This window comes from Algibacter sp. L1A34, from assembly GCF_009796805.1.
Lineage (GTDB): Bacteria > Bacteroidota > Bacteroidia > Flavobacteriales > Flavobacteriaceae > Algibacter.
Genome location: NZ_CP047029.1, coordinates 857,501 through 881,716 on the forward strand (window position 1 = coordinate 857,501; position 24,216 = coordinate 881,716).

The window sequence follows — 24,216 nt, forward strand, 5'->3', positions numbered from 1 at the left end:
TATCCAATATAATATGGCAACGCAAATTCGTTTCATCATCATAACGTTTGGTATAAAGCTTTTCTGTTTTAGCAAAGAGTTTCCAATCTATATGTCTTGTACTTTCACCTGGATTATAAATTTTATGCTCTGCAAACTCCGCCGAAAATCCATGAAACGGACTTTTATGCATACCAGCAATAAACCCTTCGACTACCTGTTTTGCAAGTAATCCAAGATTTTTAAAACCTTCTGCCTTATTTAGCTCGTTTTGTAAATTCATAATAACCAGAGTTTAAATACTTAATTTATAAAACCACAAAACAGACCTTATTGTGAAGTTTAATTCAACAACCCAGTCTGTTTTATAGTTTCTAAAATTTTATTCTTTTATTTAGCAATGCCATCTACAATACCATAAGTTACAGATTCTTCTGCACCCATCCAATGATCGCGATTAAAATCTTTCATTACTTTTTCAAAAGTTTGTCCGCAATTATCAGCCAAAATTTTCGCACTTAATTCTTTAGTAATCACGATTTCTTTAGCAGTAATTTCGATATCACTAGCTTGTCCACGCGCACCGCCGCTTGGTTGATGTATCATAACACGAGCATGAGGTTGGATGAAGCGTTTTCCTTTTTGTCCTGCCGATAAAATTAACGATCCCATAGAAGCTGCAAAACCAGTACAAACTGTAGAAACCTCACTTTTTAAAGCCTTAATACAATCGTAAACAGCAAAACCAGAGGTTACGTAACCACCTGGACTGTTAATATAAAGCGTAATATCTTCAGTACCCAAAGCATCTAAATACATTAACCTATCTACAACATGCTTTGCAGAATCATCATCAACCTGTCCCCACAAAAACACTTTACGCTGCTCTATAAAATTACTATCTATTGCGTCTTGAATTTTTTTATGTCCACTCATCTTTTTAATATCTTTTAATTTTCATCTAAAATAAAAAAAGGTTCACCATTACGGCAAACCTTTTCAATTTTTATTTTACTATATGCTATAATAATGCATCGATCGCTTCTGCGTAAGTTGCTTTAGGTGCTACACCAACTTGACGACCAACAACTTCTCCGTTTTGAAAAACCAAAACTGTAGGAATGTTACGCACTCCGTATTTTGCAGCAAACTCCTGATTTGCATCTACATCTACTTTACCAACAACAGCTTTTCCTTCGTACTCGCTGCTAATTTCTTCAATAACTGGTCCAACCATTCTACATGGTCCACACCAAGCTGCCCAAAAATCAACTAATACCGGTTTATCACTTTTTAAAACCGTTTCCTCAAACGTTGCATCCGTAATTTCTAATGCCATAATATTTATATTTTTATATGTTCTTAATTCATTTTAATAACACAAATTTAGTCAAAAAATTACCGATTCCTTACAAAGCTATCATTTGTTTTACCTATAATGGCATTGAGTACAGTTATTTAATAGTGAATTTAGGCACAACCACAAGGGGACACTGCTTTCACTACTCGTTCGATCCTTTGCTTAAAAAACTTAAACATACCTTGTCATTCCTAGTGTGAGGCATAATATCTAACCAAGATTATTTATTGAAAATTAAAAAACAACCAAAAAACACAAACTTCTAACTAATAGTGTTTTATATCAAATTCAACTAACCATATCATAGGCACATAAATACTCTCCTATTTTTATTTCTGAATATAACAAAAAATTAAAGACCAGTAAAATATGGATTTTAACACAAATTAACACTTGTTAGAAATAGTAAAAACCGATAATAAAAAAAAACAAGGACGTATTGCATAAGACGATAACAAACATAAGTTAATATATTTTTTATATATTACAACCGCTATTTACAGCACAAATCTTAAAATAAACCTATTTATGTACAAAAAAATCACCCTAGCATTTGCATTGATTACTTATGCTTTTTCTTTTTCACAAAATGCCAATTTAGACAGAGAATACTTTGAAGTAGCTTATGTTAAGCTGCCATCTAAACCAATATTAGAAGATAGTAAACGAACATATGCTTCTAACAAAAGAGCCATTTCCATTTCAGGATTTTCTAGAGTTAAATCTAATGGCACCATAGATGTCAACTATACATTTAACGGAACTAATATTGGAAATGTAGATATTATAAAAACAAAACACGAAACAAAAGACAAAGATGGTAAAGTAACTTCTACAAGTTATACTTATGCAGCACATAATACTTATTCTTCATCAGGTAGCTTATCAATAAACAATTCTGTGGTTTTAGAAAATAGTTTTGAAAAAACCTATTCAGAAAAAGATGATTACGTAAGTAGCTCATTCAAATCATACAAACAAGCACAAGACTACTACAACAACAATCGTTATAATATAAAAAAAACACACTCTACCAAACACCAGCAAAATATCCTTTCTTCAATTAATAGTAGTCTAAATAGCACGTATGGCTATGTGAAATCTAGCACTAGCAATGAGAATTTTTGGATTTTAGGAACTAAAAAACATCCAGAATATCCAAAACACATGGAAGCCTACGAAACCATGAAAGCTGCTTTTTCAAAAATGAAATACAACGAATCTACAGCTGATTTAAAAGCTGAACTTGAACCAGTAATAGATTACTTCAATAGCTTAATACCTGTTTACGAAGGGCCTAAGAAAAAAATGAAGAAAATGAGATATGCTAGTTATTACAATTTAGCTAAAATATACTATTACTTAGATATGCCAGAAGAGTCAAAAATATTTGGTCAAAAATTAATTGACAATGACTATGATAAATCAGACGGTAAAAACTTTATAAGAATCTCTGATAATCTATTAAGTAAATTTAAAGCAAACGAAACGGATAATAGGCACTTTGAAGTTGTAACTGAAGATCTTACTAATATCGAAGATGAACCAGAAGCTGAAGAAGAATCAGTTTCAGATAATAAATTAGAATTAGTTAAGGCTTATTTAATATCTAAAGCCGGAGACACCACTTTAGTAGACATGGAAACTAAAGATATTAAACAAATTGCTTATGAATTAAGAACAGTGCAATATACTACAGACGGTACGCCTATTGGCACAGAAGTTAAAAGTGCTAAAGGTTTTAACGAAGTTCTTTTTGTTGATGGTACACATTACAAAAATATAGCTTTCAAAGAATCTTCTGTAAAAGGAGATGCAGTAAACGCTGGCCAATTATTACTAGGAGGTTCATCAGAAAAGCTTTGTAAAATATTATATGAATCAGAAAAATTGAACTTATACCTTTTTAACAATGAAGAAACTGTAATATTTACTCCTGGAAGTAAAAAAGGCAAATCTACTTTATCTACAGGTTTTGTATTTGGGTTTAAAAAGAACCTTATTAAACTTGCGGAAGGATGTGCTTCTTTAATTGAAAAAGCAGAAAACAAAGAATTCAAAAATACTCCAGAAGATTTAATCAAATTCGCTAAAGAACTTGCTTCTTGTGAATAGCTAGGTATAGTTTTTTGTAAAATTAAAAAGGTGTTACTAAATATTTAGTAACACCTTTTTAATTTTACAAAAATAAGCAGCACCCTTAATTCTTTTAAACATTTTGTTTGTTGTATAACTAATTCAACTTATACTTAACATCTTGCGCTTCTAATTCAGTTATAAGCTCCTGAGAAACTTTAACCTTTTGCTTTCTACTAATCATGGGCAATTTAATTTTCTCTTTCATATCATAAACTAAAAAATTAAGCGCCTGACTTCCTGGGTGCTAATTTAATAAATAATTATAGTGCTACTAAATGAGTCGGGCTTTCACTACTCACTCCCTTCTACCGTATAGAAGCTTAAACATGCCGTTCAACCCCTAGCGCTATTTAGAATAGGTTATAAATTTTGTGCTTTTAATTGCCAACCTTAAAAACACGCTTAGATTTAATGTAATCACCATTTACAGAATACCCTTCTAAAACTATTTCAAAATCTCCAATAACATCCGATGTGTAAAATTCTATTGTATTATTTTCTTTTTTCAACTCTAAATTTGGAACCCACAATAATTGCGCTCTGTAATCGGGAATTCTTTTTAAACTTTCGTTTTCAGCGCTATAATAAGGGTGATAATATAATTTTGACACTTGCGGAGCTTGAAGATTAAATTTGACCGCGCCTTCATTAATATTTAAAGGCTTAAAGTCGCCATTTTTTGTTTTAAAATCTATAATCCCTTTATAAATTACAGGTCCAGAAAAATAAATATCACGAACCAAACTTACAGATTCTATTTTATCACAATCAAAATCTACTATATCAGCATTATTCTGAATTAAATATCCATCTACTAAAACTAATGGGTCATAATCTTTAAAAGTACTATTTTTAAATTCCACAAAGGTATTAACACTAAATCTATAACCTCCCTTAGCCCCTCTAATTGCCGCGTTTTGAATGACCTCAACGAATGTCTCTCGAACTGTTGAAAACCTTTTATAATCATCTAAAACATAAGTTAGTGATGGCTTATCATAAAAAACTTCTTCAGGCAACCTATACACAATGCTGTCCTTTTTAGAGTCAGCATAAGCATTCTCTATTTGCCTATAAATACTTTGTTTTAACAACCACGACTTTATACTAGCATCTAACTTAACCTCATTAAACTTTAAACCCTTAGAATATAAAAATAATTTTGAATCTAAAACAACATCATATTGATCTCTATCAACATCTTGCACCTGAATTAAAGCTTCCGCATCTTTATAGTTTTCATATAGATTGAAGTAAAAGGCTCCAATATCGTTTGTTTTAACATTCTTAAAAATATAATCTTTTCCGGGTAATACTAATGTTACAATTTTACCTGCAGCAGACGTTCCATCTTTTTTATTTAACACTTTACCAGAAATAATTTCACTCCTAATTTCAGGCAGATAAAAACCATTAATTTCTTTTACGCTTTCATTAACTTGTTCATCCTGATTAAGTTTTAAAGAATTAATTTTTTTAATAGAAAGGGAATAATTCCCCTTATAGACATTTGCCAAATTACTTTTCAAATTAACCACAACCTTACTTCGTGTTGCGTAAGATTGCTTTTCTATATCAAGACTTATTTTATCAGCTTGATTATCGAGATTATTTGTTACATTTTCATTTCTTATTATATGTACCGTGTTTTTAGTATTATTTTGATTTTCTTGAAACAACATACCATTTACAGTAAACGGATTTATTACATAAATATCCTTTACGAAAAATGGTGAGGAGACATTATTCTCCATCCATTTAGTATAACCTAATAATTTATAGTGTCCCGTATTAATACTAGATGGCATAAAAAAATCACTACTTGCTAATCCTTTTTCTAAATTTAATTTATGTTCAAATAGCAAATAATTATTTGCGCCAATTAACTGTACATACCCAACATTACTAACATCACTTGGTTTATTGTTTGTTGTTAAACTATAAAATTTATAATACAGAGTTTCGCCTGCCAAATAAACACTTTTATTAGTATGAACAACAACTTTTTCAGTTGGTATTACTTTTCTAACCTTGCTTAGCTGTTCTTTACTTATTTGTCCCGAAGCCTGAATAAAAAACAGGCACACCACGATACCTATAAAAACCTGTATTTGTTTAATTAATCTTCCCAAAATTCTGGTTTTATGTTAGATGCAAAAGTTGAACAATCTCCACATTCAGGATCAACAATCTCATAAAGAGTACCAAAACCTGAAATATATTTAAACGGAGGATTATCTGTTAATAACGTTAATAAAATTGACCTTTCATCAAGCTGATATGGATCCAAACTACCTACTTTATCATAATCAAGTAATCTTACCTCACAATCAAAATAATACGGCGGTAAAACAAAATTAAAATCGGCATAATTAAAATAAATTCTTTTTGAAGTAACCGTAGATACGTCGAAAAAACCAATAACTTTTTCTTCTAAACTTTCTTCCGAAAAAATATTTCCTTGAACAAAACCAGGTTGACTAGTTACAAATACACTTTCGCTATCTCCTCCTAATTCTTTCAAAATTTTATAAAAGTTATTAGCATCGGCCGATTGCACATACTGCTTAACCAAAATACTATATCGATCTCTCAAAAAAGGGCTGTTCTCCGAAATGAACTTAATTGGAAATCTCGAAACTCTGTTTTCACTTAAACTACTTACACTCATGAGAAGAATTTCGGTAGAAGTATTTGTGCTGTAGCAATTTTCTTGATCTGCGGGCCTTTCAATAATATCAATATCATAAGCACGCTCATTATCTATACCTTGTATATTAGAAATAGAAATATCTTGAAATCTAAAATATGGGGTTACAATTTTATAAGTCTCTTCATATTCATATCTAAAAAATGCAGCTCCATCTAAATCATTATTACTATCGACTAAAACCTGAACTCCACGTACCTCATCCGAACTCCCCAATTCTGCATACAAATTTTCCAGCTCTGCTTTAGGAGCCAACACTTCAGAATTAGAATAGTACTTTTTACCATCGGAAGTTGTAATTAATAATTTATAGCTTTCATCTTTAATAGCTTGAAATTGTTCATCTGAATAAAAAACTCCCTCACCAACATGATGGAAATTATAAGTTTTACCACTAGTTGCAATCTGTACACTGGCACCAGCATCAAAAACCGGTGTATCACTTTCTAAAAGAAAAGTACGTGTAACTTTTACTTCTTGAATTTTAAATTCATCTGTTATTGTAGCTTCAACCACCAAAACATTTTTAAAATTTTCGGTTGATAAAGGAATTTCTTCTGTACAACTAAAAAGAACATAAAAGCCAAACAACAAAAAAACATGAGTATATAATTTATTTAATTTCATTTTTAAAATTTAAAATTATAAGTTACTGTAGGAACAGGAATAGAAAATATGGATGATTTGTAAGCCTTAATTTCTCCTGAATTATTTACAAAAAACACAGAGTACGGATTATTTCTACCTAACACATTATAAACTGAAATATTCCAAAAACTATGAGCCAATTTTACGTTTTTATGGTTCCCTTCAATATTTACTCCTAAATCCAAACGATAATAATCAGGGATTCTATGTTCATTTCTATCACTATACAAAACATGCTCACTATTGTTGTAATTATATTTCCCTATTGGGTATGTAATTGGCCTTCCCGTTTGATAGTTAAAATTTAAGGAAAAACTATAACGTTTGGTAAGTCTGTAATTTGAAATTATACTAAGGTCGTGCGGTCGGTCTTGGTTTGCAGAAAAATACTCACCATTGTTTACTTGATTACTTAAAATATCACTATCGAGTTTAACAAAAGATCGAGAATATGAATATCCTATCCATCCATTAAATTTACCCTTTTCTTTTTTTAATAGCACTTCTGCTCCGTATGCCTTGCCTTTACCTTGAAGCAATTCTGTTTCTATATCTTCATTTAAAAACACCTGAGCTCCAGTTTTAAAATCTAATAAATTATTCATTTTCTTATAATACCCTTCAAGACTTAACTCATACAAACCGTCTTCAAAGTTTTTAAATACTCCAAAAGAATACTGCTCGGCACGCTGAGGCTCTATATTCAAATCTGACAACTTCCATGAATCTACAGGCGAAGCTGTTGAATTTGTAGACAGTAGATGTGAGTACTGAATGGTTTTATTATAACCAGCTTTTATCGATAAATCTGGCTTCAATTCATATCGAGCAGAGATTCTGTATTCGGGACCTCCATAAGTTTTAATTACCTCGTTTTTGCTATATGTTTTAGCTTCAATAATAGACTCTTCGCTTTTAGGTTGCGATACATCATAAATATTTTGAGTACTTGCTCCTAAAGCGGCGTATATAGAGTACCTAAACCCGACATCTAATAATAATTTCTTATTCACTTCAATTAAATCTGAAATAAAAACAGCAGATTCTAAACCTTTTTCTTGATCAATACTTTGCCTTTCAATTACAGACTCGTCTCCTAAAGCCTCAATACTACCTGGTTTTACAGAGTAAAACTTACTACTAAAACCATATCCGAATTTATGTTTTTTATTGTGTAAATATTTTGCATTTAGTTTCAATTCTGTCTCATTAATACTGTAACCATAATCAAAATTTCGATTAAAATCACCATCGTAAACGATATTAAACTTATACTCACTTGTTGCCAATTGCAATGTTGCTCTATTTTTTTTATCAAATTCATGACTCCATTTTAATGAAGCGAGCTTATTACTGTATTCATAAATAGAATCTGAAGTAATACTAAACTGGTCGTTACTAAAATAACCTGTTCCCTGTATATCGTTTTTATCATTAATTTTATGATTATATTTTAAAATAGCATCATAAAAATTAGCTTTACTATTTTTAATAGACTCCTCGGAAACAGCTTTAAGAACCCAATCTGAATACGTTGCTCTAACCCCTGCCAAAACCGAAGCCTTACCTTCAACAACTGGTATTTCTAACATTAAATTCCCCGTTATAGGACCAATATTACCTTCACCAGAAAATTTTTTATTATTAGCTTCCTTAGTTGAAATATCTATTACTGATGAAAGTCGACCACCATACTCGGCAGGTATACTCCCTTTATAAATATTTACACTTCCTGTAGCAAAAGGATTAATAGCAGAAAACACACCAAAAAAGTGAGAAGGATTATACATGGTAGCACCATCAAAAAGTATTAAATTCTGATCAACTTTACCTCCTCTAACATTATAACCTAATGCGCCTTCGCCAGCCGTTTTTATACCCGGCATTGTTGTAGCCACCTTAAGCACATCGCGCTCACCCAATACTAACGGAATGTTTTTTATGCCTTCCACTTCTATTCTGGTAACACCAACTTCGGCTTTTCTAATATTATCATCCCTACCAGATTCTATAACGACCTCATCAAGATATTCTGCAGATTCTGACAGTATAAAATCTAAGATTCCTTCTCCATAAACCAAAAGTGTTCTGCTTGTTTTACCGTAAGAAAGCGAAGAAGTTTCTAATATATTTTCTCCTAAAGGAAGCTCCAAAGTATAAAACCCAGATGCATTTGTAGTTGTGTTGATGTTTTTATCTTTCACATACAAAACCAAGTTATCTATACCCTTAAAGGTATTAGCATCTCTAATATACCCCGAAATAGAAACCTTATCTATATTACGATTTTTAGCCTCTTTACCGATAGGTATAATTTTATTACTATTAAATGAACTAGGTTTATATTGTTTTTGAAAAACAGGTGTTTTATTAATACTAGCCACGACAGGACTAGATTCATCTGTTTTAACAATCCCGTTTAAACCAGGAGGTAAATGATCTATAATAGCATTATTTTTAGTTAAAATAACTTTCCCTTCAAATAATAGAAAATTAATAGGTGTCTCTTCTAATAGTTCGGTTAAAACATAATCTAAGGTTGTATTTGTAAATGATTTTGTAACGGTAGAATCATCAAACCAACCTGCTTCAAAATAAAACTTATAATCAACTTTTTTCTCAAGATCTTTAAGCGCTTCTAACCTATTAACATTAATAAACTCTATTGTTATCTCTTTATTTGTTTGACAGATGATAGTTTGTGCCACCAAAACCAATAACCAAGTAAATACTGTTCTAATCATATTACAATTTTACTTTTCTAAATTATTTAATTGATTAAAAAGCTTTTCGTAGAACAACTCTTTATCTGTTTTATAGAGTCGATTATTTTTATTGTAAAATGTCTGAATTTCTTTTTTTCTTATGGGTATTGCCTTTACTAAATCTTTTTTAGAATTGATTTTAAAAAATTGATCCTCAAAACACAAAACATAAGTTGCTTTCTCACTAAACTTATAATAAAGTTTATTGTCTTTAATTATTTTATGTTTCTCTTTTTTTAATTTAACATACAACTTGTATTTACTGGTAGCATTGTGAATTTCTTTAAAAAACCCATTACCATAAAAAGAGGATAAACCTTCATTTATTGTTAATCGAACAAATTTAGAATCACCTAAAAAAAACGATTCAACCATACTAGAGTTTAATTGTAAATAATTAACCTTTTTATTTACAAACTCTAAAATTATTAAATCGTCTAAGAGATTATACTTCAATTTTAAATTAAAATATGGCTCACCAGCATAAACGACGGTACCATTAAAAAAATTATAACTTTGATAAAACTTATTATTATCTGTATCCCAACATCTATAGATATCAAAATATTCTAACCCGTTATAAATACTTCTATTCTCTTCTTTAGAGAAAGAATCTAAAACACTATAATAATCCGGGTTTTTATCAATAGAATTAGGTTGCGAAACCAGCAAATTAGAAGAAAACAAGCAAACTAAATACAGTAAGAGCAATGGCCTCATAAAACTTTCTATTATAACATATACTTAAACAAAATAAAAAACAGCCATTTTAATGACTGTTTAAAAAGATATTAGCTAGTGAGCTAAACTATGCACATATTTCAACAAAAACAAGAAAACAGTAAGAATTATTAACCAAAAAGTTGAATTCACTGAAAAAAATCAAACTAATTCAACTTATACTTAACATCTTGCGCTTCTAATTCGGTTATAAGCTCCTGAGAAACTTTAACCTTTTGCTTTCTACTAATCATGGGCAATTTAATTTTTTCTTTCATATCATAAACTAAAAAATTAAGCGCCTGACTTCCTGGGTGCTCATTTAATAATTCTTTTAACGCCATGATTTTTTGCTCCGTTAAATCTTTTATATTTATTTGAATAGATAATTTTTTAGCGTAATTCTCCATTACATCATGCAATAGTTGAAAACTATTAAACTGCAATCGTGGATCACTTTTCTTACCTGTATCCTTATTAGTCCAACCTTCTCGAACAAAGGTTTTCACAAACACAAAACTATTAATCATAAAAAAGTGTCGAAACTTTAAATACTCTTCACCAAAAACTCGGAATTCAAAACTATCAGTATAATCTTCAATAGTAAATAACGCCCAGCCTTTACCTTGCTTACTTACACGGTGTTGCACATCTGTAACTACGCCTCCAAAAACAATTTCACGGTTTACGTAAAGATTTAAATCATTAAACATCCCAATAGTACCGTTACAAAAAGTTTTCATTTCTGTTTTAAAGTCGTCGAGCGGATGTCCAGAAATATAAACTCCAACAACTTCACGCTCTTTGCTTAGTTTTTCCATAGTTCCCCACTCTTCACAAGGCGGAACTTCGGGTTCAGGTATTTGCACATCACTAGCTTCTCCAAACAAACTTACTTGCGCAGAGTTCTCATTTTCTTTATGCTTGTGCGCGTATTTTATTGCTTTTTCTAAAAAGGTAATACCATCTCCATCATCATGAAAATACTGTGCACGATGCGTATCAGATAATCCATCAAAACCACCAGCTAAAGCTAAATTTTCAAAAGCTCTTTTATTAGCTGCACGTAAATCAATACGTTTAGCAAAATCGAAAATAGATTTATATGGGCCATCTTTTTCTCTATGTTCCACAATCGTCATAACAGCTCCATGCCCTACTCCTTTAATAGCACCCATTCCAAAACGAACCGCATAATCTTTATTTACAGAAAATTTATAAAACGACTCATTTATATCTGGACCAAGAACGGCTAACTTCATACGTTTACATTCCTCCATAAAAAATGTAACCTGCTTAATATCGTTCATATTATTCGACAAAACAGCTGCCATATATTCCGCAGGATAATGTGCTTTTAAATAAGCCGTTTGGTAAGCAATCCAAGCATAACATGTGGAGTGCGACTTATTAAATGCATAACTCGCAAAGGCTTCCCAATCCTTCCAAACTTTCTCTAAAACTATAGCATCATGTCCATTAGCACTAGCCTGCTCAATAAACTTAGGTTTCATTTTATCAAGTACGGCAATTTGCTTTTTACCCATCGCCTTACGTAAAACATCGGCTTCACCTTTAGTAAAACCCGCAAGACTTTGAGACAGTAACATTACTTGCTCTTGGTAAACTGTAATACCATAAGTTTCCTTTAGGTACTCTTCCATCGCTGGTAAATCGTACTCAATATCCTCGTCACCATGTTTTCTACGAACGAAACTTGGAATATATTCCATTGGTCCTGGACGATACAAGGCATTCATGGCTATTAAATCTTCAAAAACTGTTGGCTTTAAATCTTTAAGGTGTTTTTGCATCCCTGGAGATTCATACTGGAACACACCAACTGTTTCTCCACGTTGGAATAAAGCATATGTTTCTTCATCATCTAAAGGAAAAGTATCTGGATCAAGCAAAATATCATGCTTGGCTTTTACAATTTTAACGGTATCTTTAATTAGGGTTAATGTTTTTAACCCCAAGAAATCCATTTTTAGTAATCCGGCATCTTCCACCACCGAGTTATCAAACTGGGTGACATATAAATCGGAATCTTTTGCCAACGAAACCGGTACGAATTTGGTAATATCATCGGGTGTAATAATAACACCACAGGCATGAATACCTGTATTTCTTACCGAACCTTCCAGTGTTCGAGCTAGATTTAAAGTTTCGGCTTGTAAATCACTACCATCGGCAATATTGAGAAGTTCATTGACTTTTTCTAAATCCTCAGCTCTAAATTTTTTCCCTAATTCCTTTTCAGAAAGACCAAAAATCTTTCCAAGTTTAGACATATTCGGAATTAATTTTGCAATTCTATCGGCATCAAACAACGGTAAATCTAGTACACGTGCGGTATCACGAATAGACGACTTTGCTGCCATCGTACCGTAGGTAATAATTTGTGCTACTTGGTTAGATCCATATTTTTCGATTACGTAATCCATAACGCGACTTCGACCTTCATCATCAAAATCGATATCGATATCGGGCATACTTACACGATCGGGATTTAAGAAACGCTCAAAAAGCAAATCGTATTTAAGCGGGTCAATATTTGTAATCCAAAGGCAATATGCAGCCACAGAACCTGCCGCAGAACCACGACCAGGCCCAACGGAAACATCCATTTTTCTGGCTTCACGAATAAAATCTTCAACAATAAGAAAATATCCTGGATATCCTGTTTTTTCAATTACGCCTAACTCAAAATCGAGACGCTCAACAACTTCTTCCGATAGTTCTTCGCCATAACGTTTTTTAGCACCTTCATACACTAAATGATTTAAAAAGGCATTCTCACCTCGTTTTCCACCATCGGCTAAATCTTCAATGTGTTTAAATTTTTCTGGAATATCAAAGGCTGGTAATAATACATCACGCGCCAATTGATAAGCTTCCACTTTATCGACAACTTCTTGCACATTAGAAATAGCTTCAGGAACATCCTTAAAGATCTGCTTCATTTCATCGGGAGACTTAAAATAATACTCCTGATTTGGCATACCATAGCGATAACCACGTCCGCGACCAATTGGTGTTGCTTGTTTTTCACCATCTTTTACACACAATAAAATATCGTGAGCGTTAGAATCGCCTTTCTTTCTATAATAGGTATTATTTGTGGCTATTAATTTAACCTCATGCTTTTTTGCTAACGAAATTAACGTTGGGTTTACACGATCTTCATCTTCTTGATTGTGGCGCATTAACTCCACATACAAATCGTCGCCAAATTGTTCTTTCCACCAAATTAAGGCTTCTTCGGCTTGATTCTCACCAACGTTAAGAATTTTACTTGGTACTTCACCATATAAATTCCCTGTTAAAACAATTAAATCTTCTTTATATTCTTCAATTAACTTCTTATCAATCCTTGGCAAATAATAAAACCCATTTACAAAGGCATGAGATGATAGTTTAGCTAGATTATGATAGCCATTTTTATTTTTTGCGATTATCACAATTTGATAACCGTTATCCTTTCGCGACTTATCTAAATGGTTCTCACACACAAAAAATTCGCAACCAATAATAGGTTTCATTTCTTTTGCAGTAACCGTCGCTCCAGTAATTTCTGCTTCTTTTCTTTTATTTTTTACACTCCCATTATGTTTGTTTACCGCATTCACGAAATGAAATGCTCCCATCATGTTTGCATGATCGGTAAGCGCAACAGCTTCCATATTATATTCCGCTGCAGCGGAAACAATATCCGCAACACCCATTGTAGATTGTAATACCGAAAACTGCGAGTGATTATGTAAATGCACAAAATCGACATCGGCTAAAGCAGATACGTTTTGCTTAATATCTTCGGAAGACAAACCGCTGCTTTCGCTTTTCTTTATGCGCTCTAGTATTTTAGAACTTTCGCGCTTTAAGTTTATGTGCTTTAAACCAATAAGATCAATGGTAGCCGGGTTTTTTTCATTAAAATCCTGAAAATACTCAGGCTCAACATCTAATTGCTCTTTGGTATATTCACCCAAACGTAACAACTCGAAAAAGCAACGCGTGGTTGCTTCCACATCGGCAGTAGCATTATGCGCTTCAGAAAAACCAACACCAAATAAATGTTCGTGTAATTCTGATAACGTTGGCAATTTAAACTTACCATAACGTCCACCAGGAATCTGGCATAAATTAGCTGTATGTTCCGTACAAGTATCTAAAACTGGCAGTTCTTGCAATGGGTTTTCTACATTGCCCCTCACAAACTCGGCACCCATAATATTTAAATCGAACTTTACGTTTTGGCCAACCACAAATTTAGTTTTCCCTAAAGCTTCATTAAATTTCTCTAAAACTTCAGCTAACGGAATACCTTGTTCTTGAGCTAAATCGGTAGAAATACCATGAATTTTCTCAGCATCATAAGGAATATTAAACCCTTCAGGTTTTACTAAATAATCTTCATGTTCAACACAATTCCCCATCTCGTCATGCAACTGCCATGCAATCTGAATACACCTTGGCCAGTTGTCGCTATCGGTTATGGGCGCATCCCAACGCTTTGGTAATCCTGTGGTTTCTGTATCGAAAATTAAGTACATGCTTTGCTTTGTTCTTTGAGGTTAAGCTGTTTAACTCCTATTAACCTTCTTTGTTATTTGAAGAAAATTTGAATATAAAAAGTTTATAAAAATACAGAGAATATTTTCTTTTTAGGGATGAAATGCTCAAGAGTTTTTAACAAATCTATTTTTAAAAAGTAAGACCATTTTTATTAGACTTCATTTTAATTATTATATTTTTGAATCCATCTATACCATACTATGAAATTTAAAATATTGATTACAGGGCTCTTATTTACTTTTTTCAATGTGAAAGCACAAAACACATCACTTTATGTTGGCACATACACCAATGGTGACAGCGAAGGCATTTACCGACTTCAATTTAATACGGAAACAGGAGAACTGAGCCAAAAAGAATTGGCCATTACAACCGAAAACCCATCGTTTATCACCTTTTCGAAAAACAAGAAATTAATTTACGGCGTTAGCGAAGGCACAACCAGTGCAGTTACAGCCTTTAAAATCAAAGCTAATGGAAAGTTAGAAGTTTTAAATACCAAGAGCAGTAACGGAAAAGGGCCATGCCATGTATCATTGAATAAAAACAGTACAAAAGCTGTTGTTTCAAATTACGGAGCTGGTACGTTTTCGATTTATAATTTAAATAAAGACGGTAGTTTGAATAAAGCTTCTCAGGTTTTTGATCATAATTCTGAAACTAAAAAATCGCATGCACATTCAGCACAATTTTATAAAAATGATTTATTTGTTTCAGATTTAGGACGAAATCGCCTTTATCAATATAAATTAGAAACAGATAGTTATAAATTAAAATCTCCGACAATCGTTGAAATGAAAGACAACCCAGGACCAAGGCATTTTTCAATTAGTAAAAACGGAAAGTTTATTTATATCATAAATGAATACGGAAGCTCGATAACTTCGGTTAAAAAAACAAAAAAAGGATTTAAACAAATTGATTACGACTCCACTTTAGATGAAAACTATGATGGAGAAAATTCTTGTGCAGATATTCATTTATCGCAAGACGAACGTTTTTTATACGGATCTAACCGGGGAGAAAATTCTATTGCTGTTTTTAAAAGAAATAAAAAGAAAGGAACGTTAGATAAAATTCAGAACATAAGCGTTCATGGAGATTGGCCAAGAAATTTCACACTTGACCCTTCAGGTAAATTTATTCTTGTTGCCAATAAAAAAAGCAATAATATTTCGGTTTTTAAGATAAATCTTGATAACGGAAAACTTACTTTTTTGAATGATTCCCCTGTACCTGCGCCTGTTTGTTTACTTTTTTAAAAACACGCTTTAATTACCTATTAATTTCAAAAGAAATAATAAGCTGATAGTTAAATTATTATAGTATCTTTGCGCCCTTATTAATAACCGAGGTCGCGAACCTCAAATAATTAATTATTATGCCAGTAAAAATCAGATTACAAAGACACGGTAAAAAAGGAAAACCTTTTTACTGGATCGTTGCAGCCGATGCAAGATCAAAAAGAGACGGTAAATACTTAGAGAAATTAGGTATCTACAATCCAAACACAAACCCAGCAACTGTTGAATTAAACGTTGATGGTGCTGTAACATGGTTACAAAACGGTGCACAACCAACAGATACAGCAAAAACTTTGTTGTCTTACAAAGGAGCTTTATTAAAAAATCACCTTGCAGGTGGTGTTAGAAAAGGTGCTTTAACTGAAGAGCAAGCAGAAGCAAAATTTGCAGCTTGGTTAGAAGAAAAGACAGGAAAAGTTCAAGCGAAAGCTGATGGTTTATCTGAAGTTGAAGCAAAAGCGAAAGCTGATGCATTTGCAGCAGAAAAAGCGGTTAACGAAGCAAGAATTGCTGCGGCAGTTCCTGTTGTTGAAGAAGTAGCTGAAGAAGCTGCTCCTGAAGTTGAAGCAGAAGCATCAAACGAAGAAGAATAAAAAACACAATTTTTTATACTTTTAAACTCCGATAGCAATATCGGAGTTTTTTGTTTTCTAGAATATATTTTTCAGAAAACCATCCCGTCGAAAAGCGGGTTCTTTAAATTGTAAATTTTGACTACTTTTGAATCGTCAATAATCAAATGAGATTTCCGTCTACGCGGAAACAAAAAAATGCCATTCTATGAAAAAGGAAGATTGTTTTTACTTAGGTAAAATTGTAAAAAAATATAGTTTTAAAGGAGAAGTTTTAGCCAAACTAGATACCGATGAACCGGCTATTTATGAAAATCTAGATGCTATATTTTTAGAACTTCGAAATAATCTTGTACCTTTTTTTATAGAGAGTTCACAATTACACAAATCGGAATTACTTCGAATTAAGTTTGAAGATGTTGATGAAGAAGCAGATGCCGATGCCATTATGAAAAGTGGCCTTTACTTACCTTTAGATTTATTACCAAAACTAGAAGGTGATAAATTCTATTTCCATGAGGTTATGGGCTTTACTGTTCAAGATGTAAACTTTGGGGAAGTCGGTATTATTAAAGCTATTAACGATTCTACAGCGCAATCCCTTTTCGAGATTGATAGAGATGGTATTGAAATTTTAATACCTATGAATGATGAATTTATCACTAAAGTAGATCGTAAAAACAAAACAATTATAGTGGAAACACCAGAAGGACTAATCGATTTATATTTAGAATAACTTTTTTATAAAACACCATATACCTCCATAAGTTTTTTGGAGATATGGAATTTAGAATTTTTAAAATGAAACCCTTCAAGTTCAAACAATTTACAGTTAACCAAGACCAATGCGCCATGAAAATTGGTACAGATGGTGTATTACTAGGCGCATGGACCAACTTAGAACCTAACACCTTTGCTATTTTAGATATTGGTGCAGGAACAGGCGTTTTAGGGTTAATGCTTGCGCAACGAAGTAATGCTGACGTTATTGATGCTATTGAAATTGATGATGATGCTTACGAACAATGTGTTGATAATTTTGAACACTCTCCATGGGGCGACCGTTTATTTTGTTATCATGCTTCTTTAGAAGAATTTGCAGATGAAATTGATGATGACTATGATGTTATAATCTGTAATCCACCTTTTTATGCTGAAGATTATAAAACAGAAAACGATTCGCGAGATTTAGCTCGTTTTCAAGATGCGATGCCTTTTAACCATTTACTTGAAAGTGTTTCAATTTTACTTTCACCAGAAGGAACTTTCAATGTTATTATCCCTTTTAATGAAGAAGAAAAATTTATCGCATTAGCTAAAAATGTCCTACTGTTTCCTAATAAAATTTGTCGTGTTAAAGGTAATACGGAAACAGATGTAAAACGAAGTATGCTAACGTTCTCCTTCCGCGAAAGCGAAATAACAATAGAAGAACTTATTATTGAAACAAAAAGACATCAATACACCCAAGATTACATTAATTTAACAAAAGATTTCTACTTAAAAATGTAATTGATTTGCTAATTATTCTTTAAATTTGATAGCATAATCTGTTTTATTCTTAAAAAAATAAGTTTTATAGTAAATAAACTATAATCATTGTTGATTTCAATAACATCAACTTGACCATTAGAATTTATTTTCTAACCAACTTCACATTTCGAATAAAACATAAATCTCTGCTATGAAACCAGATTTATTTGAAGCGCCCGATTATTATAATTTAGACGATTTATTATCCGATGAACATAAATTAGTTCGAGATACCGCACGTGCTTGGGTAAAACGAGATGTTTCGCCTATAATTGAGGAATATGCTCAAAAAGCAGAATTTCCAAAGCAAATAATAGGTGGCCTATCGGAAATTGGAGCATTCGGTCCATATATACCAATGGAATACGGTGGCGCTGGTTTAGATCAAATAAGTTATGGATTAATAATGCAAGAAATTGAACGTGGAGACTCAGGAATTCGATCTACAGCTTCGGTGCAATCTTCTTTAGTTATGTATCCTATTTGGAAGTATGGCAATGAGGAACAACGCCAGAAATACTTACCCAAATTAGCAAGTGGAGAATGGATGGGCTGTTTTGGATTAACAGAACCAGATTACGGCAGTAACCCGTCGGGAATGATAACCAATTTTAAAGATAAAGGCGATCATTATTTGTTAAATGGTGCTAAAATGTGGATTTCTAATGCACCATTTGCTCAGATTGCAGTTGTTTGGGCAAAAGATGAAAATGGGCGAATCCATGGATTAATTGTAGAACGTGGTATGGAAGGTTTCTCAACGCCTGAAACACATAATAAATGGTCTTTACGTGCTTCGGCAACAGGCGAGTTAATATTTGATAACGTTAAAATTCCGAAGGAAAATTTATTACCGAATAAATCTGGTTTAGGGGCTCCACTTGGTTGCTTAGATTCTGCGCGTTACGGCATTGCTTGGGGTGCAATTGGTGCCGCTATGGATTGTTATGATACCGCACTGCGTTACAGTAAAGAACGCATACAGTTTGGAAAACCGATTGGACAATTTCAATTACAACAGAAAAAACTAGCCGAAATGATTACTGAAATTACCAAAGCGCAACTTTTAACATGGCGATTAGGTGTTTTAAAAAATGAAAATAAAGCAACTTCTGCCCAGATTTCTATGGCGAAACGTAATAATGTAGATATGGCAATTACCATTGCTCGGGAAGCTAGGCAAATACTAGGTGGCATGGGGATTACAGGTGAATATTCAATTATGCGCCATTCCATGAATCTAGAAAGTGTAATTACATACGAAGGTACTCACGATATTCATTTACTAATTACGGGATTTGATATTACAGGATTGAATGCTTTTAAGTAGTTTTCTTAAATTTTTCTTTAATAAATTGATTTTTTTTTAAATTTTTCTAATTACTGACATTTGACAGCTTTTTTAAATCGTTTACTTTTTATATTTACGTAAAATAGAACCTTTTACAAGGTTTAAAAGCTTAAAACAGCATTATGGAAGAATCAAGAAAAGACATCGTTCAATTTATTAACCTCCAATTAGCCTCATTAGGTCAACCTATTTACAGAGATTTAGAAGATAGTTTAGAAAAATTTTGCGACCCAAAATTTGAAGAATTAACCAGTGGTTTAATAAAGAGTATCCGTGAAAAATCAAGACTTTTAGCGAATCATCATTCCCCTGTCGATACAAGAATTCAAAATTTTTTAAACGATTATTTAAGCGATGTTTCTATTGATAAACCGTATATACTGCCTAACGATACTTTAGTTTTATCTAAAAAAGGACATGCTAGAGAAGTGAGCTTGCCTCCTAACGGGAATTCATTTAAAAGTGATAATGTAACGTCTCATAGAATTAAACAAGGGATTTTGAACAATCCGCTACATGATAAAAGAACAACAAAAGGCACGTTTCATATCGTGGAAGGTAATTTACCTGTTCCTTTAGATAAAAAGGAAGTTCCAAAAATTGCGTTCGCTCACTTTTTAAACTCAGCTTTTAATCCTTCAGATGAATTAAAAACATTGCCATTTACAGCAAATCAAAAACAACAGGCAAAAACCATAGTCTCTATGTTATTACGCCCAATGGTTTGCCCTGAAGTACCTTTAATAATTTCAAAAAAATCTCTAGAAGTTCGCTTTTTTGCTCCAGGAAGCCTAGTAAGTAATTTAGACTTTGTTGAATCTATTTTCGGTAATGCCGGCGATCCTAATTTAGCTCAAAACGATGCCGGATTAGATACAGAACACTGGACCGGACATACTGGATGTATCATTTTGGCTCCTCAATTAAGAACTTTAAAAAAGAAAGATGTAGGATTACCTCATTTTGATGATGCCACAGAGCGTCAGAAAAAAGAAGGCATGTGCTGGAAAAATGCAGATGAATTATATAATGAAGGTGGTGCTTTTAAAATTACTTGTAGAAATGACAGAGGTGTTGTTGTAACTATTATTGCTGATAACTATTACGGGTATTCTAAAAAAGAAATTAAAACTCAAATAAGTTATTCTGCTAATTTATTTGGACTAGTAGAAGAAGAACACTCTGGTGGTGCTATTGCATATCCAAGAGGTGTTATGGGTACTATTGTTGATGGTGTTGCATTTTCAGGAAAACACGGCGATAATTTCTCTTTTGAAGATGTTAAAAGCTTATTAGGTGATAGAATTGATGTACAACCAGAAAACTATGCTATCGATAAAAAATATCCAGATATTATTTATATTCCGGAAGCATCTTTTATAAATACAAATACTAATAGTATTACTTGGACGCATAACGGAAAAGAGCAAAAGCTTAAATTATCACCAAAAAAGAAATATGTACACCCAACAGGTAATAAATTTACATTAGAAAAACATCCAGCTATCCCATTATGGCGTATAGTGAACACCATGGCAGAAGGCATATTTTGCCATAAACCTTGTACCGTTTCTGGTGGTGGAAAATCTGAGATTTCAAAATCCATGTTAAATGCAATTACATACAGCACATTTAACATAAGAGATATTGACGAGGATTTCAAAAAAGCAGATGAAATAATAGAATACAATTACGCCAAACGTTGGAAAGATTATGATCCTTCGCTAAAGCCATCTAGAACTTTTTTAAGTAAAGGAAGAACATTAGGTTCTGCCGTAAAACTACTAACACCTTCCGATAAATGCACCGATGAATACAACGAATTTGTAGCAAATATACCTGTACATATCCGATCTTTAGTTTTATTTGTAAAACGATTATACCGTCAAGATTTCGAAAATTTAAGTTGGAAAGATTGCATGTCTGTAGAATTTATTAACGGTAAAAAAGGAACAGGATTACTCTATAATAACACCGCAGTTGTGGGTAGTTATGTTCGTATTGGTTTCAATGAAAACGGCAATTGGTTATTAAACAAATTACGTTCAGATTTTTCTGCAAGTATAAAAATTCAGACTGAAGATGACATTTCCGCTTCAATAACAATTCCGCGTGAAAGATTTAAACACCTGAGCCCAAAATTTCAAAACAAAAGTTTGAAAGTTGTGGCAAATTGCGAATCTTATCTATTCCAAAGACCCGATGAAGCCATTATAAGAGGTTATGATAAAAATGCTGAAAGAGATATTGTTTCTCCAAACACCTATTTAACCAATTATGAATTACTGAAAAAGAAAGATGCTATTGAAATTTATGAGGACACCATTAATTTTGACAAGTACACACAACCAGTAAAAGATTTGATTTTAAGCGTTATTGAAAGTCCAAACGAGGAAGAATATTTCGCATTACCATCGCATACTAGAATCGTAAATGGCGAACCAACAAAAAACCCGCGTTATCTTGAACGTAATGTAAATACTGAAGAAACTAAAGAAAGCTATTTAGGTGAAATTGGAATTCGATTATTCCGAAAAATACCAACAAATGATCCTGTAATACAAGTTGTAAACGCTGTGCTACCAGGTCGTAGAAATAATCCTGCGGACAGAAAAGCTGGTATCCGTCCATTAGCTGTTTACAACCCAATACACTATCAAGAAACGCCAGAATTATTTATGGATTTTATTTGTAGCTTAACAGGTAAATCCCCATCAACAACTGGAGCCGGATCTGAAGGTGCTTTAACAAAAAGTCCATTCAATATGCTTACTCCAACAACAGATTTAAATAATGCTCTGCTATCACACATACTAACAGAATCCGATGCTTTTAGTACTGCTGCGGGTTATGTTGGTGGCGACAATAAAGTAGACCACGATATTAGCTTACTAATCCCAGAAATTTGGGCACGTTTAACTCCAGAGGATAGAGATCCTAAAAAATTAATTGAACATGGAGCTTTAGAAAAACTGGAAGATTTTGAACACAATGGAAAAACTATTTTGGCCAGCCGCTTAGGTTACAGAATAACTAAAACATTTTCTTTAAGATGTTTAAACCGTTTATTTGACGAGCCAACGGCTGTTTTTAACGAGAAAATGTTAAAACCAGAATTACAAGGTTTAGAAGATTATGTAGATGGCATTAATAATATTGTTGAAGCTCAACAAAAAGTAGCTTTAAGTTATTTTGAAGACGGAAGTATAACATCTGCCGTACCGCCGTTAAAAATATTATTACACATTATGGCTTATGGCAATTACGAAGGTAAAAATATTAGCGATCCAGAATTACGTAAATATTTTGATAGAGACTACGTATTAAATAGCGATTGGTATAAAGAGCGACTAGAATTAAAACAACAAAAGGATATTTCTTTTTATGATGCTCAAATTACATATTTGCAAGATTTTATAAAAAATCCAAATAACGAGATTCTTGTTTCTGAAATGAATATAGAAGATCGCTTACATGCTGCTAAAGAACATTACAGTAACGTAATATCTGAAGATTATTTAAAAGAATTGGTAGGTACTATCGGAGCAGATCCGCTGTATCGAAATTAAATTTAGATACATTTTACAATACCATTTTTTTAAAATCATTAAAAAGCGTTTCAAATTGAAACGCTTTTTGTTTACATTTACTTTATGTTTTCAGCTAAAAAAAGATTAGATAATGCTTATAATAATGCCAAAGTGGTCGAATTTGATGACGATAGCAAATTTATACTTTTTAGTGATTGCCATCGCGGTGATAATAGTTTTGCAGATGATTTTGCAAATAATAGAAACATTTATTTCCATGCATTAAAGCATTATTTTGATGAAGGTTTTGAATATTTTGAAATCGGAGATGGCGACGAACTTTGGGAAAACCTATCGTTCGAATCTATTTTAAATGCACACAAAAATGTATATATGCTTATGAAACAATTTCATACAGAGCATAAATTACATATGATTTGGGGAAACCACGATATGGTTTACAGAAACCCAAGTTATGTTGAAAAGCATTTATCAACTTATTTCGATGCCAAAACTGGTGAAGATGTCGAGTTATTTAAAGATATAAAATATCACGAAGGCATTATATTAAAGCATTGTTCTACAAATCAAGAAGTATTTTTAACCCATGGCCATCAAGCTGATTGGTGGAACTTTTTATTTTGGAAATGGAGTCGTTTTTTGGTACGCATACTATGGAAACCTTTAAATGTAATGGGTATTGCAGATCCAACAAGCCCTGCTAAAAACTACACGGAGCTTATAAAAGTAGAGCGGCGAACAAAAACTTGGATTGCAGAAAACAACAATTTAATAACGGTTGTTGGCCATACGCACAGACCACGATTTCCAGAGCCTGGAGATATTGCTTTTTTTAATGATGGTAGTTGTGTGCACCCTAGAAGTATAACGGGGATTGAAATTGAAAATGGAGAAATCTCACTAATAAAATGGGGGATTTCTACAAAAGACGATGGCACTTTACAGATTGTTAGAAATGTTTTAGAAGGCCCAAGAAAACTTATAGATTATAAAACAACATAAAAAT

16 protein-coding genes (1 of these 16 running past the window's edge) are annotated in these 24,216 nt (G+C 32.5%); 8 read left to right on the top strand and 8 right to left on the bottom strand.

The window, feature by feature from the left end; translation table 11 throughout:
- The 3 genes from GQR97_RS03790 to trxA form a co-directional block, all read right to left on the bottom strand.
- Positions 1-262, bottom strand: the 5' portion of a protein-coding gene (locus tag GQR97_RS03790; RefSeq protein WP_158845512.1) for a DUF58 domain-containing protein. 668 nt of this gene lie to the left of the window's left edge; 262 of the gene's 930 nt are visible here — the first part of the coding sequence; the start codon lies at positions 260-262; the stop codon falls past the left edge of the window.
- A gap of 107 nt (positions 263-369) precedes the next feature.
- Positions 370-915: a ClpP family protease gene (locus GQR97_RS03795; protein ID WP_158845515.1), complete on the bottom strand. Its 546-nt coding sequence runs from the start codon at positions 913-915 to the stop codon at positions 370-372.
- Between the two features lie 85 nt (positions 916-1,000).
- A complete protein-coding gene (trxA, locus tag GQR97_RS03800; RefSeq protein WP_042496930.1) occupies positions 1,001-1,318 on the bottom strand; it encodes a thioredoxin in 318 nt (105 codons plus the stop codon).
- 549 nt (positions 1,319-1,867) lie between these two features.
- Between trxA and GQR97_RS03805 the strand changes: the two genes are divergently transcribed.
- Positions 1,868-3,454, top strand: coding sequence for a hypothetical protein (locus GQR97_RS03805; protein WP_158845518.1), 1,587 nt, complete (start codon positions 1,868-1,870; stop codon positions 3,452-3,454).
- A gap of 401 nt (positions 3,455-3,855) precedes the next feature.
- Here the strand turns inward: GQR97_RS03805 and GQR97_RS03810 are convergent, their stop codons facing one another.
- From GQR97_RS03810 to dnaE, 5 genes are all read right to left on the bottom strand, one after another.
- Complete coding sequence (locus GQR97_RS03810; RefSeq protein ID WP_158845521.1) at positions 3,856-5,610, bottom strand: hypothetical protein; 1,755 nt, start codon at positions 5,608-5,610, stop codon at positions 3,856-3,858.
- Positions 5,598-6,815, bottom strand: coding sequence for a DUF4249 domain-containing protein (locus GQR97_RS03815; protein WP_158845524.1), 1,218 nt, complete (start codon positions 6,813-6,815; stop codon positions 5,598-5,600). The genes GQR97_RS03810 and GQR97_RS03815 overlap by 13 nt, the downstream gene beginning before the upstream one ends.
- 2 nt (positions 6,816-6,817) lie before the next feature.
- Positions 6,818-9,580, bottom strand: a complete 2,763-nt coding sequence (locus tag GQR97_RS03820) for a carboxypeptidase-like regulatory domain-containing protein (RefSeq protein WP_158845527.1) — start codon at positions 9,578-9,580, stop codon at positions 6,818-6,820.
- A gap of 9 nt (positions 9,581-9,589) precedes the next feature.
- Positions 9,590-10,321, bottom strand: a complete 732-nt coding sequence (locus tag GQR97_RS03825) for a hypothetical protein (RefSeq protein ID WP_158845529.1) — start codon at positions 10,319-10,321, stop codon at positions 9,590-9,592.
- A gap of 167 nt (positions 10,322-10,488) precedes the next feature.
- Entirely contained in the window at positions 10,489-14,877 is a 4,389-nt protein-coding gene (gene dnaE / locus GQR97_RS03830) for a DNA polymerase III subunit alpha (protein WP_158845532.1), read from the bottom strand.
- 222 nt (positions 14,878-15,099) lie between these two features.
- On the opposite strand from dnaE, the gene GQR97_RS03835 reads away from it, so the two are divergent.
- The 7 genes from GQR97_RS03835 to GQR97_RS03865 all read left to right on the top strand — a co-directional run bounded on the left by GQR97_RS03835 (position 15,100) and on the right by GQR97_RS03865 (position 24,212).
- Entirely contained in the window at positions 15,100-16,161 is a 1,062-nt protein-coding gene (locus GQR97_RS03835; RefSeq protein WP_158845535.1) for a lactonase family protein, read from the top strand.
- A gap of 119 nt (positions 16,162-16,280) precedes the next feature.
- Complete coding sequence (locus GQR97_RS03840; protein WP_158845537.1) at positions 16,281-16,796, top strand: 30S ribosomal protein S16; 516 nt, start codon at positions 16,281-16,283, stop codon at positions 16,794-16,796.
- A 187-nt stretch (positions 16,797-16,983) separates the two neighbouring features.
- On the top strand, positions 16,984-17,511 hold the full coding sequence (gene rimM, locus GQR97_RS03845) for a ribosome maturation factor RimM (protein ID WP_158845540.1): 528 nt from the start codon (positions 16,984-16,986) through the stop codon (positions 17,509-17,511).
- A gap of 65 nt (positions 17,512-17,576) precedes the next feature.
- On the top strand, positions 17,577-18,287 hold the full coding sequence (locus tag GQR97_RS03850) for a tRNA1(Val) (adenine(37)-N6)-methyltransferase (protein WP_158845543.1): 711 nt from the start codon (positions 17,577-17,579) through the stop codon (positions 18,285-18,287).
- A gap of 172 nt (positions 18,288-18,459) precedes the next feature.
- Positions 18,460-19,638, top strand: coding sequence for an acyl-CoA dehydrogenase family protein (locus tag GQR97_RS03855; protein ID WP_158845546.1), 1,179 nt, complete (start codon positions 18,460-18,462; stop codon positions 19,636-19,638).
- Positions 19,639-19,781: 143 nt separating this feature from the next.
- On the top strand, positions 19,782-23,228 hold the full coding sequence (locus GQR97_RS03860; RefSeq protein WP_158845549.1) for a hypothetical protein: 3,447 nt from the start codon (positions 19,782-19,784) through the stop codon (positions 23,226-23,228).
- Between the two features lie 84 nt (positions 23,229-23,312).
- Complete coding sequence (locus tag GQR97_RS03865; protein ID WP_158845552.1) at positions 23,313-24,212, top strand: metallophosphoesterase; 900 nt, start codon at positions 23,313-23,315, stop codon at positions 24,210-24,212.
- Positions 24,213-24,216 lie beyond the last annotated feature (4 nt).